The sequence below is a fragment of the Mycobacterium intermedium genome (genome assembly GCF_002086275.1).
GTDB classification, from domain to species: Bacteria; Actinomycetota; Actinomycetes; order Mycobacteriales; family Mycobacteriaceae; genus Mycobacterium; species Mycobacterium intermedium.
The window spans coordinates 103,841-119,444 of sequence record NZ_MVHT01000001.1; the positions used below are offsets into that span (position 1 = coordinate 103,841).

14 protein-coding genes are annotated in these 15,604 nt (G+C 66.5%); 5 read left to right on the forward strand and 9 right to left on the reverse strand.

Going from position 1 to position 15,604, the window contains the following annotated elements:
* Positions 1-6: 6 nt before the first annotated feature.
* On the reverse strand, positions 7-1,557 hold the full coding sequence (locus BST27_RS00320) for an acyl-CoA synthetase (protein ID WP_069419234.1): 1,551 nt from the start codon (positions 1,555-1,557) through the stop codon (positions 7-9).
* A 79-nt stretch (positions 1,558-1,636) separates the two neighbouring features.
* Here BST27_RS00320 and BST27_RS00325 point away from each other — a divergent pair, with 79 nt between their 5' ends.
* Together BST27_RS00325 and BST27_RS00330 are read left to right on the forward strand one after the other, a co-directional pair.
* On the forward strand, positions 1,637-3,529 hold the full coding sequence (locus tag BST27_RS00325; protein ID WP_069419233.1) for a flavin-containing monooxygenase: 1,893 nt from the start codon (positions 1,637-1,639) through the stop codon (positions 3,527-3,529).
* A complete protein-coding gene (locus BST27_RS00330; protein ID WP_069419232.1) occupies positions 3,526-4,413 on the forward strand; it encodes an SDR family NAD(P)-dependent oxidoreductase in 888 nt (295 codons plus the stop codon). The genes BST27_RS00325 and BST27_RS00330 overlap by 4 nt, the downstream gene beginning before the upstream one ends.
* A 22-nt stretch (positions 4,414-4,435) precedes the next feature.
* Here the strand turns inward: BST27_RS00330 and BST27_RS00335 are convergent, their stop codons facing one another.
* The 7 genes from BST27_RS00335 to BST27_RS00365 form a co-directional block, all read right to left on the reverse strand.
* Complete coding sequence (locus BST27_RS00335) at positions 4,436-5,080, reverse strand: Dabb family protein (protein ID WP_069419231.1); 645 nt, start codon at positions 5,078-5,080, stop codon at positions 4,436-4,438.
* Positions 5,081-5,082: 2 nt separating this feature from the next.
* A complete protein-coding gene (locus BST27_RS00340; RefSeq protein WP_069419230.1) occupies positions 5,083-5,430 on the reverse strand; it encodes a hypothetical protein in 348 nt (115 codons plus the stop codon).
* On the reverse strand, positions 5,423-6,346 hold the full coding sequence (locus tag BST27_RS00345; protein ID WP_069419229.1) for an alpha/beta hydrolase: 924 nt from the start codon (positions 6,344-6,346) through the stop codon (positions 5,423-5,425). The genes BST27_RS00340 and BST27_RS00345 overlap by 8 nt, the downstream gene beginning before the upstream one ends.
* Positions 6,343-7,128, reverse strand: a complete 786-nt coding sequence (locus BST27_RS00350; protein WP_069419228.1) for an IclR family transcriptional regulator — start codon at positions 7,126-7,128, stop codon at positions 6,343-6,345. Before BST27_RS00350 ends, BST27_RS00345 begins: the two co-directional genes overlap by 4 nt.
* 174 nt (positions 7,129-7,302) lie before the next feature.
* Positions 7,303-8,766 (reverse strand): FAD-dependent oxidoreductase, encoded by a 1,464-nt coding sequence (locus BST27_RS00355; RefSeq protein ID WP_069419227.1) that lies wholly within the window; start codon positions 8,764-8,766, stop codon positions 7,303-7,305.
* Positions 8,767-8,918: 152 nt separating this feature from the next.
* A complete protein-coding gene (gene bphC, locus BST27_RS00360; protein WP_069419226.1) occupies positions 8,919-9,827 on the reverse strand; it encodes a biphenyl-2,3-diol 1,2-dioxygenase in 909 nt (302 codons plus the stop codon).
* Positions 9,828-9,837: 10 nt separating this feature from the next.
* Complete coding sequence (locus BST27_RS00365) at positions 9,838-11,022, reverse strand: acyl-CoA dehydrogenase family protein (RefSeq protein ID WP_069419225.1); 1,185 nt, start codon at positions 11,020-11,022, stop codon at positions 9,838-9,840.
* 85 nt (positions 11,023-11,107) lie between these two features.
* Here BST27_RS00365 and BST27_RS00370 point away from each other — a divergent pair, with 85 nt between their 5' ends.
* The 3 genes from BST27_RS00370 to BST27_RS00380 are packed head-to-tail and all read left to right on the forward strand — an operon-like array spanning position 11,108 to position 14,387.
* Positions 11,108-12,757 (forward strand): flavin-containing monooxygenase, encoded by a 1,650-nt coding sequence (locus BST27_RS00370; RefSeq protein WP_170062250.1) that lies wholly within the window; start codon positions 11,108-11,110, stop codon positions 12,755-12,757.
* Positions 12,754-13,557, forward strand: a complete 804-nt coding sequence (locus BST27_RS00375) for a mycofactocin-coupled SDR family oxidoreductase (protein ID WP_079219977.1) — start codon at positions 12,754-12,756, stop codon at positions 13,555-13,557. Before BST27_RS00370 ends, BST27_RS00375 begins: the two co-directional genes overlap by 4 nt.
* Positions 13,554-14,387: a mycofactocin-coupled SDR family oxidoreductase gene (locus tag BST27_RS00380; protein ID WP_069419222.1), complete on the forward strand. Its 834-nt coding sequence runs from the start codon at positions 13,554-13,556 to the stop codon at positions 14,385-14,387. The genes BST27_RS00375 and BST27_RS00380 overlap by 4 nt, the downstream gene beginning before the upstream one ends.
* A 330-nt stretch (positions 14,388-14,717) precedes the next feature.
* On the opposite strand, the gene BST27_RS00390 is transcribed toward BST27_RS00380, so the two are convergent.
* Positions 14,718-15,590 (reverse strand): alpha/beta fold hydrolase, encoded by an 873-nt coding sequence (locus BST27_RS00390; RefSeq protein ID WP_083148360.1) that lies wholly within the window; start codon positions 15,588-15,590, stop codon positions 14,718-14,720.
* Positions 15,591-15,604 lie beyond the last annotated feature (14 nt).

The window sequence follows — 15,604 nt, forward strand, 5'->3', positions numbered from 1 at the left end:
TCCGTTTTACCGGCCCGTCGACGCGCGGGTGAACCGCTCCCGCAGCTCCCGCTTGAGTAGCTTGCCGCTGGGGTTCTTGGGCAGGGATTCGACCAGAAACACCTGCTTGGGGGTCTTGAACCCGGCCAGGTGTTCCCGGCAGTGCGCGATGAGGTCGTCCTCGGTGAGGCTGATGCCATCGCGGGTCACCACCGCGGCCACCACCGCTTCCACCCAGACCGGGTCGGGCACGCCGAACACCGCGACTTCCTGCACCCCGCTGTGCCGGTACAGCACCTCCTCGACCTCCCGGCTGGCCACGTTCTCGCCGCCGGTCTTGATCATGTCCTTCTTGCGGTCCACGACGTGCAGCAGTCCATGCTCGTCGTAGTAGCCGAGGTCGCCGGAGTGGAACCAGCCGTTTCGGAACGCCTGGGCGGTCTTGTCCTCGTCGTCGAGATAGCCCAGCATCAGGTGCGGGCTGCGATGCGCGATCTCCCCGATCACGCCGGGCGCGACGGGAGCGTCGTCATCGTCCAGGATCGTGGTTTCGACGTTGAGCACCGGCCGCCCGGCGGCACCGGGGTGGGCGTCCTGCTCGTCTGGTCCGAGCGCTGAGGCCAGCGGAGCCATCTCGGTCTGGCCGTAGAAGTTCCACAACCTCAGATTCGGCAGTCGCTGGCGCATCTCACCGAGGATCTCGGTCGGCATCGCCGACGCGCCGTAATAGCCTTTGCGCAGGCTGGACAGGTCCACGTCGTCGAACAGCGGGGACCGCAACAGGCTGATCCAAACCGTCGGTGGCGCAAAGTAATTGGTGACCTGATACCGCTCGATGGTGCGGAGCACGGATTCTGGCTCCGGGCGCGGCAGGATGATGCTGGTGGCACCGAGATAGATATCCGGAATCAAGAAGTTGTCCAACTGGGCGCAGTGATACAGCGGCAGCGAATGGATCTCGACGTCGTCCGCCGACTTCTCGCCGGCGATGATCGTGCTGACGTAATTCCCGATCAGGCTGCGACTGCTGTGCATGACCGCCTTGGGGTGGGACTCGGTGCCGCTGGTGTACATCAACCGCACGACCTGGTCGTCGTGGATGTGGTGGTGCGGCGCGATGGTTGTGGTGTTCAACCAGTCGGCGAAGTCGTCGGTGAGCGTGGCTGTCGTCCTGACAGCGCTTTTCTGGCCGGCTGACCGGATCGCTTCTTGGGCGGTGACCAGGAACTCGTCCTGGACGAGGAATCCGCTGACCTTGCTGTGCCCGAGGATGAAGCCGACCTCCTCGGCGGTCAGCATGAAGTTGACCGGAACCAAGATCACCCCGGCCCGTGCCGTCGCGAACGCCAGGACCGCGTACTGCCAGCAGTTGCGCGCCAACAACGCGAGCCGGTCGCCGGGCGCAAAACCCTTGTCGTGCAACGCTGCCGCGGCCCGGTCCACCAGGTGCTCGAACTCGGCGAAGGTCAGGAGGACGTCGCCGTCGATGATCGCCGTCTTGTCCGGCCGCCGCTGCGCCGAGCGTCGGGGGATGTCGCCGAGCGACTGACTGCGCGCCTGGGCGATTACGTCGTGCATCACTCGAACATAGGCATCGTGTCCCGCTCAGAGGAAAGGGTGGTCGCCCGGCCGACCCACGGCTCCGATACTGAATTCCATGGCCACGTTCGATCCCGACGAACTGCGGGAGAACCTGCGTCAGGCGGACCCGGGCGTCCTGGTCGCCGTGTTGGCGCAGCTCACCGGTGATCCGTCGGTCATCGACACCTTCGGGCCGAAGATCACCCACATCCCCGACCCGCCGGAACGCGCCGGTGTCACCGATCCGTCGACCGCCGAAGAGTTGGTCGACGCCGTGGTCAGCGCGTTGGGGGGTGACCGGTCCCCCGATGCGGTTCCCGCCGATGACCCCGAATTGTTCCGGCGGTTGCTGCCGCTGGCGCTCGGGTCCGAGGTCGACGACGAGTTCGTGCCGTTGCTGCTTGAGCAGGGTGGATTCCAGCTCTCCCAGCCGACGCTGCCCCGGTCGGTGCCGATTCCCGAGACGACGACGGTGGCCATCATCGGGGCGGGGATCGCCGGGATCATCGCCGCATTGGCCCTCGCCGACGCCGGGGTCGCCTACGAAATGTTCGACCGCAACGACGAGGTCGGCGGCACCTGGCTCACCACGACCTACCCGGGCATCGGCGTCGACACCCCGTCGGCATACTACTCGCTGTCGCGCGAGGTGAATCCCGACTGGACCAGCTACTACCCGCAGGGTGCCGAGTATCAGGCGTATCTGGTCCGCCTTGCCGACAAGTACAAGCTACGGGAGCAAACCCGGTTCGGGACCGAGGTCGAGGCGCTGTGGTGGGACGATGACCGCGCGCAGTGGCAGATCCACGCGGTGGACCGCGGCGGCAACCGTTCCATCAGCCATGCGCGAGTGGTCATTACCGCCACCGGATATCTGAACCGGCCGCGGTGGCCGGATTTGCCGGGCCGGGACACGTTCGCGGGCAACAGCATCCACTCCGCACAGTGGGATCCCTCCCTGGACCTGACGGGTCGCCGGGTTGCGGTGATCGGCGCCGGTTGCACCGCGGTGCAGATCGTGGACGCCTGCGTCGACGAGGTCGAACACCTGACAGTGTTTCAGCGGCAACCGCATTGGGTGGCGCCGCGCAAACGGCTGACCGACGATGTTCCCGAATACCGCCGCTACCTCGGTCGACACCTGCCGTACTACGCGAAGTGGAACCGGGTCAAGTCGTTCTGGGGCACGGCGGACAACAACTACCCCGTCATCCTGCGGGACCCGGAATGGGCCGAGACCCATCTGTCGATCTCGCCGGCCAACGATGTGTTGTTGCAGATGTGCCTGGACTACATCGATCGAACATTCGGTGCCGGAACGGAATTGGCGAAGAAGGTCACCCCCGACTTCGCGCCCTACGGCAAGCGGATCATCCGGGATCCCGGCGGCTACTACGCGGCGCTGACACGCGACCACGTCGACGTGGAGGCCAGCGAGCCGCGCGAGGTGAACCCGAAAGGCATTGTCACGCAGGATGGTCGCCAGATTGACCTCGACGTCATCATCTACGCCACCGGCTATCACCTGGACTTCCTGTCCACCATCGACATCCGCGGTCGCGACGGTCGCAAACTGGTCGACGAGTGGGGCGACAGCCCCGCGGCCTACCGGGGCGGGACCGTTCCGGGATTCCCGAATCTGTTCATCAACTCCGCGCCCAATTACAGCCCCGGGCACGGGGCGGGCGCCAACTTCTCCATGGAAGTGATGGCGCACTACATCATTGAGTGTCTGCAACTGATGGCGCTGCGCGGCGCCAGCACCATGGAAGTCACCCGCCAGGCCCATGACGAGTACGTGGCCGGCATTGACCAAGCCATGGCCAACACGGTGTGGTGCCACACTCCCAACGCGCACACCTACTACCGCTCGGGCTCGGGCCGCGTCGTGGTGGCGACACCGTACCGGCTGGTCGATCTCTGGCACGAACATCGGGCGCCCATCGAAGAGCACTTCGAGCTACGATGACGGGCTTGCTCTGCGGCAGAACGGCTTTGGTGACCGGCAGCAGCCGGGGAATTGGTCGGGCGATCGCGCAGCGACTTGCCGCAGAGGGAGCCACGGTGGTGGTGACGGCGCGGTCTTTCGAGCCGTCGTCGTCAGTGCGGGCGGGTGTTTCGGCCTCCTTACCCGGCACGATAGGGGAGACGGTTGCGTTGATCGAGGCCGCGGGTGGCCGGGGGATCGGGCTGGCGGCGGACCTGGAGGATCCGGCGCAGCGTGATGGCCTGATCGACGAGGTGCTCCAGCGGGCCGGCCGCATCGACATTTTGGTCAACAATGCGGGATTCGCGGACTATTCGCTGGTCGAGGACATGTCGTTGGAGACGTTCGACCGGACCGTCGAGCACTATCTGCGTATCCCGTTCGTCCTGACCAAGGCCGCGGTACCGGTCATGCGTAGCCAAGGTGCCGGCTGGATCGTCAACATCGGATCGGTCACCGGGGTGGCGCCGGTGCGGCCCTATCGGGACTACAACAAGGTCGCCGGCGACGTCATCTACGCGTCCTGCAAGGCCGCGCTGCACCGCTTCACTCAGGGCGTGGCGGCCGAACTTGTCGATGCGAACATTGCCGTGAACTGCGTCGCTCCGACCAGTGCGATCCGCACTCCCGGTGCGGCACAGCTGATTCCGGATTCCTTCCCGACCGAGCCGGTGGAGTATCTGGCCGAGACCGTGCTGGCGATGTGTCATCTGCCCGCCGCCGAACGCACCGGGTTGGTGGCGTTCAGCCTGCACTACCCGTGGTCGCAGGGATTGGTAGTGCATTCGCTCGACGGCAAGTCGGTGCTACCGCCGCTGGCGCCGCCGGAGACGGCGAACCCGAACATCAGGCCCGCTGGGGTCTGACTGGGCTGCGAGGACACAAGATTCACCTATCGATCCGAGGCAAGTTATCCCAGATCGCGGTGTCGGGTAGCACGCAGAAGCTGTGGCATACCCGGCCCCGCACGATCACGTCGGGACATTCCGGGTCGAACCAGCGATCCACCATCGCCCAGTGGATCGGATGCATCAGGTACTGACCCACCAGACCGTCGACGTCGGTGAATCCCTGCTCGAAAACGTGAGTCCACGGCGTCGTCCCCACCGACTGCCCGACACGACTCAATTGCCAAGCGGTGATCGTGTCCACGTAGCGGGCTATCGACCGCAGTTCGTCCTCGAAACGGGCGATGGTGTCGGCGGCGGTGTCGGGGGACACCCGGAGCAAGAGGGTGCGGTACACCGTCCCGCTGGTGGTGTCGGTTCGGACCGGCGTGCCCGTGTAGTTGGCACCGTTGACCCGGGTCACCGCGGCGTCTTTGAGAACTGCGGTGAAATCGCCTTCCAGCGCGCGCCATTCGGGTTCGGCGGCGAAACGTAGATGGGCCAGGACGTCGCCCCCGTTGCGGGAACCGGGCATCGTTGGCTGCACGATCGAATAGGGCGAGCCGGAAGCGACGGCGCGCAGTTCGTCGAGGATCCGGTCGCGTTCGGACTCGCTGACGTCAAGCAACCTGGTGACGCAGTACATCGCTACACGTCGCACAGATCGTCGACATCATGGGCGTCGGCGGCGAACGACCGCGTCCGCTCCACCACTATGTCGCTGATTCGCGACCACCATTCCGCCAGGCTCGGGTCCGACCGACCCTGCCAGGTCATCTCCCACCACGCCCGCACGCTGGGCAGCGTCCAGGTGATCGTGACGGTGTTGACGTTGTCGTCGAACCAGACCGGCGGGCTCACCAGCACGTCGCGCAGGGTCATGCCGCGCTCCTGCGCGCCGGGCGCGTATTCGGCCAGGTAGGAGTCGACGAACCGGCGCGCGCAGCCGGGCGCGGTCACCACTCGATCGATCACGAAGACCTGTCCGTCAGCCATCAGCAACCCCCAGAGCCGCGCTGAGCGCAGTGCCGGCCCGTCGTCGCGCGGTCTGCGCGATGTCAAGCATCGGCATGCTCATGAAGCCATGTATACCGCCGCCGAATTCAAGCAGCGTCAGGGGTACCCCGGCGTCCTTCAACGCGGCCGCGTAGGCGAGTGCCTCGTCGCGCAGAGGATCATGTCCGGCGACCACCAGGACGGCGGGCGGCAACCCGCGCAGGTCGCCGTGCAGCGGTGCGGCATAGGGGTGGGTGCGGTCGGCAACGGACGGAACGTACTGGTCCCAGTACCACTGCATGGCCGGCTTCGGGTTGTAGAACCCCTTGCCGAACAGCCGGTAGGACTCGGTCTCGAAGTCCGCGGCGATCACCGGATAGACGAGCAGTTGTGCCGCCAGCGCCGGTCCGCCCCGGTCGCGGGCCATCAAGGCCGACACGGTGGCCAGGTTTCCGCCGGCGCTGTCACCGCCGACGGCGACGCGGCTGACGTCACCGCCGAACGTCCCGGCCGCCGCCGCCTGGACCACCGCGTAGACGTCGTCGGCCGCGGCGGGCCAGCGGTGTTCCGGGGCCAATCGGTACGCCACCGAAACAACCACGGCGGGCACATGATTGGCGAGGCTACGGCACAGGCCGTCGTGGCTGTCCAGATCGCAGAACACGAAGCCGCCGCCGTGCGCGTAGACCAGGATCGGCAGGTCGTCACCGTCGGGCCGGTAGACACGCACCGGCACATCCCCGTCGGGACCGGCGACCACCGCGTCGCGGACCTCACCGACGGGTTCGGGCGCGGCGGGCGGTACGAACCGGTCCCGGATCACGGCCCTGGCTTGTGCGCCGGTCATCGTGTGCACCGCCGGGAAGCCGCCGTCGAGTTCGTCGATCAACTCGGCGATCTGTGGATCGAGAGTCACGCGTATCGAAGCAGGGGCCGGACCGGCTGCAGTGTCGGCGCAACTTCACCGTTTTCCATGTTGCGCCAGATACCCATCGCGGCCATGCGCACCGGCGCGACCAGTCGCTGATCGAACATCATCCGGCTCATTGGACCACACACCGATACGGCCGCTACCGCCTCGCCCGGAGCTCCGATCGGCGCTGCAACACAACCGAATCCGAGCAGTGATTCCTCGCGGTCGAACGCGTAGCCGTGGGTGCGGACCTTGGTCAGTTCGGCGGCCAGCTGGGGCGCGGTCGCGATGGAGTACTTGGTTCTGCGGGTCGACAAGTCAATCGGTTCATCATCGTCCCGGTAGGCCAACATCGCCTTGCCGACGGCGGCGCACTGCGCCGGGGCCCGACCACCGACACGGGTGGGGATGGCGGCGACCGTGCGGTCGCCGATCTTGTCCAGGTAGACGACGTCGGATCGATCCAGCACGGCGAGATGGACGACCAGACCGGTCGCGCGATGCAGTTCACCGAGCACCGGCTTGGCCGCCCGCACCAACCGGTCCTGGTGCACGGCCAGCGACCCCAGTTCGACCAGACGCATGCCGAGCTCGTAGTCGCGGCCGCTGCGTCGCAGCCAACGCAGCTGCACCAGACGCTCCAGCATCCGGTGCGCTGATGAGCGGGGTAGGCCGGTGCGCCGCACGATCTGAGCCAGCGTCAGCCGTCCCGGGCCTTCGAACGCGTCCAGGACCAGCGAGATTCGGTCGATGACGGCACTGGGCGTGGTGGGTTCGGCGGCCATCGGCGCTCCCAACGGTTTATGTCTGACCGGTATATTCCTATTAGGAATATCACACCGCATGGTCGGCTGTCACCAACCCTGGCCGAGCAGACGCAAACTCGTACGCGTGAGGGCGGATTTGTACAACTTTGCGTCTGCTCGCGGGGCTGGGTGATCGCTTGCGGGGCTGGGTGATCAGGCTTTGGCGGCGGAACGGCCTGCGCGGCGCCCGTAGAAGCTGCCGTCGCCGAGCGAGATCCCGCTGGCGTAACCCCACGCGGCCAGTCCGGCGGCCGAACGCCCCGCGGCGAACAATCCCGGGATCGGCTGACCGTTGACGTGCAGCACTTCCGCGTCCAGTGAGGTGCGCAGGCCGCCCAAGGTGAAGCCGCCGGTGCTCTCGCGCAAATCGATTGCGCCAACCGGTGATCTGATCGGCTTCAGCCACTCCGGCTTCTTGTGCAGCAGCGGGTCCTCGCCGCGGGCGGCGCCGTCGTTGTAAGCGGCCACGGTCGCCTGCAATGAGCACGGCGCCAGGCCCATGTCACGTTCCAACTCGGCGACTGTGTCGGCCACCCAGGTCGGCTGTCGCAGCATGAACTTCGGTGACCACGACGCCATTGCTTCCTCGTTGGCCTCGTGGTCGATGATCAGGTACGCGGTGTTGTCCTGGTGGTAGAGCGTGAGCTGCCCGACCCGACCGGGGTAAGTGTCCTCGGGCACGTAGCGCTGACCGCGGCCATTGACCAGGATGCCGCGCACGAGCTGTTGGGGGTCGATGAAGATGGCGACCTCGGTGGCGTCCATGTGGGCCAGGTCGGCGCCGAGCGCCTGCGCCATCCGGATCGCCTGCCCGTCGTGCTGCTCGATCGATGCTGCCGGGCGGCCGGCGATCCGCGGCGCGTACTGGGCGACCATCGCATCGTTGTAGGCGAAGCTGCCGGTGGCGAGCACCACTCCTTTGCGCGCCCGGATCGTCATGTGGTTGCCGTACTGGCGCGCTCGGATTCCGGCCACTCGGCCGTCGGATTCGACGATCAGGCACTGCACTCGCACGTCGTAGAGCGCCCGCACGCCCGCCGCCGTGGCGGTGTCGACGAGGGGTTTCATCAGCATGTAGCCGGCGCTGGCTTCGCCCTGTTTCTTGTTCGACATCTGCGGGACGTGGCCGCGGGGGGCCGGGGCGGCAATTGTGTTGAACGGGTATGAGTTTTCGCCTCCGCTGTACATCAGGCCCTGATCGCCCATGGGCTCCCAGCCGGGTTCGGAGAAGAACTCGGCCTTGAACGGCACGCCGCATTCGACAAGCCAGTCGAAGTGTGCGACGCTGCCCGCGCAATAGTCGGCGATCCGGTCCTGGTCCGCGCCAGGTCCCATCGCGACATTGAGAAATGCCGCCATGTTGTCGACGGAATCGTCGAAACCACAAGCCTTTTGCAGTGCGGTGCCGCCGCCGAGGTAGATGAACCCGCCGGCCATCGCGGCCGCCCCACCCCAGGAGCCCATGCGTTCCAGCACCAGGACGTCGGCGCCATGGTGGGCCGCCTCGACCGCGGCCGCGGCGCCGGCGATTCCGTAGCCCGCGATGACGACGTCGGCCTCGTGGTCCCAGGTGGTGATCGTCGTCGCTGGGATGGGCGTGACATCCAGGTCGATCATTATTGGCTAAATCCCTTCTGTCACTTGGGTAACGGGAGGTTGCGCCCGCGGGGCGCCGGGATGCCGCACCTTGTCGCTGAAAGCCGGGCAGCTCGACACATCCCCGGAATTCTGCGACGTATGAGGCGCCGCGCGCGGCGCGACGACAGCCCTCACATTCGCATTGCCGCAGGCGGTTCCGGGATCCACTGATGGCCCCAGTAACTGTCGGCGGTGATTTCCTCTGCTGTGTAATAGGTTTCGTCGACCCGCATGCCGTCGGTGCCGAACTCGATATCCCAGTCACCGGGCGCGCGGACGTAGAAGGACACCATCTTGTCGTTGGTGTGGCGTCCCAGGGTGGATGCCACCGTGAAGCCTTCGGCGTTGACGCGGTCCAGCGCCTGACCGACGGCGTCAAGGGTGTCGACCTCGACCATGACGTGCACCAGTCCCGGGTCGCGCTGCTGAACCGCCGGGCAGATCGCCAGGCTGTGGTGTCGCGGGTTGATCCCGAGGAACCGGACCCGGATCGGGCCGAACTCCGCGGGCAGCGGTATCCGGAAGGCGCCGCGGGATCGAAAGCCCAGCACCTCCGTATAGAAGTCGAACAAGCCATTGGGATCCCGGGCGGGCACGACGACATGTCCCAAGCCCTGATCGCCCGTCACGAACTTGGCGCCGAACGGCGTGACGACTGGGCTGTGGTCCAACACCGCGCTGTGAAACACCTCCAGCGTGGTGCCGGCCGGATCTTCGAAGGTGATCACTTCCTCGACGCGACGGGCGTCGGCCTCTTGCTGGGACAGTTCCTTGAAGGCGACACCGGCGGCGTCCAGGGTCGCCTTGACCCGCTGCAGGGCGGCGCGGTCGCGGACCTCCCAACCGACGGTCACGACGCGGTCGACCTCGCCGGGCACAACGATGATCCGGGCCGCACGCTCGTCCATCCGCAAGTACAGGGCGGACGGGTCGGGTCCCTTGCCTTCGGCAAAACCTAGGACGCGGAACGCGAAATGCCGCCAGCGCTCGATGTCGGCCGTCGAAACGGTGATGTAGCCAAGGCTTTTCAGGTCACTCACGATCGAACTCCTAAATCAATGCCCGCAACGGACCCATCGGAGGCTCGACGCCGAACGAGCTCAGCGCCGAGGCGTGGTAAGTGGTTCCGGGCATGTGGATGGCGTGCAGCTGCCCGACGTGCACATCGCGCCAGTACCGCTGCAGCGGTTTGTCCATTCGTGCAGCGTTGCCGCCGGACCGCGCGAAGATCTCGTCGACCGCCGACACCGCCCGCCATACCGCGCGGATCTGGGTGCGGCGGCCGGCCGCCCGGTCGGCGAAGGAAACCTCCTTTCCAGCGGCGACGATGTCGTAGATGCGGTCGGCGTTGGCCAGCAGCTCCTGGCGTGCGGCGTTGATGTCGGCGGCGGCCTCCCCGATCGCGTACATGACGTATGGGTCATCCTTGACCGCGGTGCCGGTGGCGTTGACGCGCTCGCGCTGGTAGTCCAGGTGCGCAGCCAACGCGCCCTCGGCGATGCCGATGGTGGCCGCGGAGATGCCGAGCGGGAACATCGTCGACCACGGCATCAGGTATAGCGGCTCGGTCATCCCGGCCTCGCGCTGGGCGGTGCCGTCCATCACCTTCGTCGCATCCATCGTCCGGTAGGCCGGAACGAACGCGTCCTTGACGATGACATCCTTGGACCCGGTGCCGCGCAGTCCCACCACGTTCCACGAGTCCTCGACGATCTCGTAGTCCTTGCGGGGCAGGATCATGTGCAGCATCTGCGGCGGCATCAGTGGCACACCCTCGGGGTCCGCGAGCATCGCTCCCAGGATGATCCAGTCGCAATGGTCGGTGCCCGAACTGAACTGCCAGCGCCCGTTGAAGATGTAACCGCCGTCGACGGGCCGGGCCACCCCCTGCGGCGCGTACGGCGAAGCCATCCAGGTGTCGACGTCGTCGGCCCAGATCTCGGCGGCGACCCTCGGGTCGGCATACGCCAACTGGTAGGGGTGTACGCCCACCACCCCGACGATCCAGCCGGCGGACGGGTCCAGCGCCGCGGTGGCCATCGTGGTCTCGGCGAACTCACGCGGGTGGACCTCGAAACCCTGGTACTGCTTGGTCTGCAGCAGCCGGATCAAGCCGGCGGATCTCATCATCTTGACCGTGTCGTCGGTGAGTCGACCGATCCGCTCGGCCTCGGCAGCCTGCTCGCGCAATTGGTCCGCCATGGCCACTACTCGATCGAGTACCCGCTCGCTCATGCTGCCGTCCTTACGTGTTTGGGCTCATGTCTGGTTTACCGCAGTCCGCCTTCGGACTCACCGGCGATCCCGTTCAGCGGACCAAATGCGTCCGAATTTCACTGAAGGTTCTACGGTGAGTGGGGTGAACGGTGGGAAGACTCTGGACGCTGTCGTGGTCGGCGCCGGATTCGCCGGTCTGTACGCGCTGCACAAGCTGCGCGAACAGGGCCTGTCGGTGAAAGTGCTGGAAGCAGCGCCCGAAGTCGGTGGCACTTGGTATTACAACCGGTATCCCGGCGCGCGCTGTGACGTCGAGAGCGTGGACTACTGCTACTCGTTCTCCGACGAACTGCAGCAGGAGTGGAACTGGACGGAGAAGTACGCCACCCAGGCCGAGATTCTGAGCTACTTGAACTGGGTCACCGACAAGCTCGACCTACGCCGCGACATCGTCTTCAACACGCGCGTCGCCTCGGCGGTCCTGGACGAAACCACGCTGCAATGGACGCTGACCGCCGGGGACGGACAGGCGTTCACGGCGCGGTTCTGCCTGATGGCCACCGGCCCACTGTCCGACGCGCTCACCCCGAAATTTCCCGGCCTGAACACGTTTGCGGGCGAGGTCTACCACACCGCGCACTGGCCGCATGAGCCGGTCGATTTCGCCGACAAGCGGATCGCGGTAATCGGCACCGGATCGTCTGGCATCCAATCGATTCCGATCATCGCCGAACAAGCCGCGCAGCTCTACGTTTTTCAGCGCACACCCAATTTCAGTGTGCCGGCCGGCAACCGGAAGCTCACGGCGGAGGAACTCGCCGAGATCAAGGCCGGTTACGCCGAGCGGCGCCGGCTGTCGTGGCGCAGCGGAGGCGGTTCACCGCATATCACCGCGCCGAAGCCGACCATGGAATACAGCCCGGAGGAGCGCCGCGCGGCATTCGAGAAGCGTTGGCAACTAGGCGGAGTGCTGTACTCCAAGACGTTCCCGGACCAACTGACCGACCTGGCGGCCAATGACGAGGCGCGCGCGTTCTATGAAGAGAAGATCCGCGCCGTCGTCAAGGATCCGGTCCTGGCCGACTTGCTCATCCCGAACGACCATCCGATCGGCACCAAGCGAATCTGCACCGACAGCAACTACTTTGAGACCTTCAACAAGCCGAACGTGTCACTGATCAGTGTGCGCGCCACCCCGATCGAATCGATCGACGCCACCGGCATCAACACCACGGAGCAGCACTACGACCTCGACATGATCGTGTTTGCAACGGGTTTCGATGCGCTGACGGGAGCGCTGGGCAAGATCGACATCGTCGGCCGCGGCGGTGAGCTGCTCCGCGACAACTGGGCGCATGGACCGCGCACCTACCTGGGCCTCGGCGTCGACGGCTTCCCCAACCTGTTCGTCATATCCGGGCCGGGAGCACCGGCCGTGCTGGCGAACATGGTGTTACACGCTGAGGCGCATGTGAATTGGATCGCCGACGCCATCGCCTACCTCGACGACCACGGCTACGCCGCCATGGAACCAACTCGGGACGCGGTGGACGGCTGGGGCGTCGAACTGGCCCGGCGTGCCGACGCGTCATTGTTCACCAAGGCCAATTCCTGGTACATGGGCGCCAATGTGCCCGGCAAGCCCCGCGGCTTCATGTTGTTCGTCGGTGGCTTCGCGGCCTACAACGACATCTGCGCCGAGATCGCCGACGCCGGTTACAAAGGTTTTGAATTCGTCAAGAAGCCATGCTGAGCGGGTTGCGCGACAAGGTCGTACTCGTCACCGGAGCGTCCCGCGGCACCGGCCGGGTGCACTGCCAGCGATTCGCCGACGAGGGCGCCGACGTCATCGCCCTGGACGCGGAAGCGGCTGCCGACGAGTTGCGCAGCACCGCAGCCGATGTCGAAACCCGCGGCCGCCGTTGTGTGACGGCACTGGCCGATATCGCCGACCTGCAAGCCGTCACCACCGCCGTCGACGGCGCGGTCGCACAGTTGAGACGCCTAGATGTCGTCCTGGCCAACGCCGGCATCCACACGCCCGGGGCGCCCGTCTGGGAACTCGACCCGACGGTGTGGCAACGCACGCTGGACATCAACCTGACCGGCGTGTGGTGCACCGTCAAGGCGGGTGTACCGCATATCGGCCCGGACGGTGGATCGGTGATCATCATCAGTTCCACCAACGGAATTCGCGGTAGCGCCAACGCCGCCCACTACACCGCCAGCAAGCACGCCGTCGTCGGGCTGGCGCGCACCCTGGCTAACGAGCTGGGCCCCAGCGGCATCCGCGTCAACACCGTGCATCCCGGAGCGGTGGCAACGCCGATGGTGCTCAACGAGAAGACATTCCGGCGGCTCCGCCCCGACCTGGAGAACCCGACGGCGGCCGACGCCGCCGAGGTGCTGATGGCGCGCAACCTACTTCCGGTGCCGTGGGTCGAGCCCACCGACGTGGCCAACGCCGTGCTGTTCCTGGCCTCGGATCTGGCCCGCTACATCACCGGGACGCAACTCGTCGTCGACGCCGGCCTGACGCAGAAGACGACATGAGCGGCCGGCTAGCAGGAAAAATCGCCCTCATCACCGGCGCGGCGCGGGGGATCGGGCGCGCGCAGGCCGTGCGGTTCGGGCAAGAAGGCGCCGACATTGTGGCGCTGGACATCTGCGGTCCGATCGAAACGGTGATCATCCCGCCCGCGACACCCGACGACCTCGAGGAGACGGCCCGGCTGGTCACCGAGACCGGCGCGCGAATCCACACCGAGATCGTGGACGTGCGTGATCTCGGCGAAGTCCAGTCGGCCACCGATCGCGGCGTTCGGCGGTTCGGCGGGCTCGACGTGGTGTGTGCGACGGCTGGGATCACCTCACGTGGGTCGACACTGCAGCTGGGCGAAAACACCTGGCGCACAATGCTGGACGTCAATCTCACCGGGGTTTGGCACACCTGCCGTGCGACGGCGCCGCATCTGATCGAGCGGGGCGCCGGGTCGGTGGTTCTGACGAACTCCATCGCCGGACTGCGCGGACTGGTCGGCGTCGCGCACTACACCGCGGCCAAGCACGGTGTGGTCGGCCTGATGCGCGCGCTGGCCCACGAATTGGCCCCGCACAACGTGCGGGTGAACTGTGTCCACCCCACCAACGTCGACACCCCGATGATCCAGAACGAGGCCGTCAGCGGCGCGTTTCGTCCCGATCTGGACCGCCCGCCCACCCGGGACGAATTCGCCGAGGCGGCGCGCCGGATGAACATGCTCGGCGTCCCCTGGGTGAACCCGGTCGATGTCGCCAATGCGGCGTTGTTCCTGGCTTCCGACGAGGCGCGCTACATCACCGCGGTTACGCTGCCCGTCGACGCGGGAGCGACTCAGCGCTGAGCGGCCTAATGGTGGCGACCCGCTTCGCCCGGCTCCGCCGCGCTTGCGATCGCCACCGGCCTAATGGTGGCGACCCGCTTCGCCCGGCTCCGCCGCGCTTGCGATCGCCACCGGCCTAATGGTGGCGACCCGCTTCGCCCGGCTCCGCCGCGCTTGCGATCGCCACCGGCCTAATGGTGGCGACCCGCTTCGCCCGGCTCCGCCGCGCTTGCGATCGCCACCGGCCTAATGGTGGCGACCCGCTTCGCCCGGCTCCGCCGCGCTTGCGATCGCCACCGGCCTAATGGTGGCGACCCGCTTCGCCCGGCTCCGCCGCGCTTGCGATCGCCACTAGCCCCGGGACAGGAACGCCAAGACCGCACTTTCGAACGCCTCCTTGGCCTCGATCATCGCCCAGTGGCCGCAGTTGGGGAACACGTGCAGCTCCGCGTTCGGAATGGTGCGCATCGGGATGAGCGCCATGTCGGGCGGACTCACCCGATCGTCGCGGCCCCACGTCAGCAGCACCGGCGCGGACACCTTGTGCATGAGCGCCCACGGCATCGGCCGATCCGAGGCGTTCATGGCCGCCATCATCGCGGCGAACGCGGCCTTGCTATACATCCGGCGGGCGGCTGCCAACGTCTCCGGGTCGGTGGCCAGCTGCCAGCGTTCCTCCACCAACTCATCGGTGACCAGGGCCTGGTCGTACACCATCGACTTGAGCCAGTCGACCAGCCGTTGCCGGGTGGGGTCCTCGGTGAACTCCTGCAGCAGCCGGATGCCCTCACTGGGACTGGGGCTGAAGAGATTGGTGCCGATTCCGCCGATGGTCACCAGCCGGCCGATCCGGTCCGGGTTGTGGATGGCGAAGGTGATGCCCACGCCGCCGCCCATCGAGTTGCCGACGACGTGAGCCTTGTCCACCCCGAGCGCATCGAGGAAGGGGACCACCGCGCGATTTGCGGTGACCATCGGGTGGCCGCCGAAATCGTCACTGACCCCGAAACCGGGGAATTCCAGGATCAGGCAGCGGTAGTGCTCGGCAAAGGTGGGCAATATCCCGCGAAAGTTGCGCCAGCCGGTCACCCCGGGGCCGGAGCCGTGCAGGAACAGCAGCACCGGGCCGGAACCACAGTCGTAATAACGTAAAGACCCTGCCGGAGTGCTGATTTCACGCAGGTCCTGTTCGACGTCGGCGAGCCATGCGGAGGATGTAGACACGAGCAACACCTTGC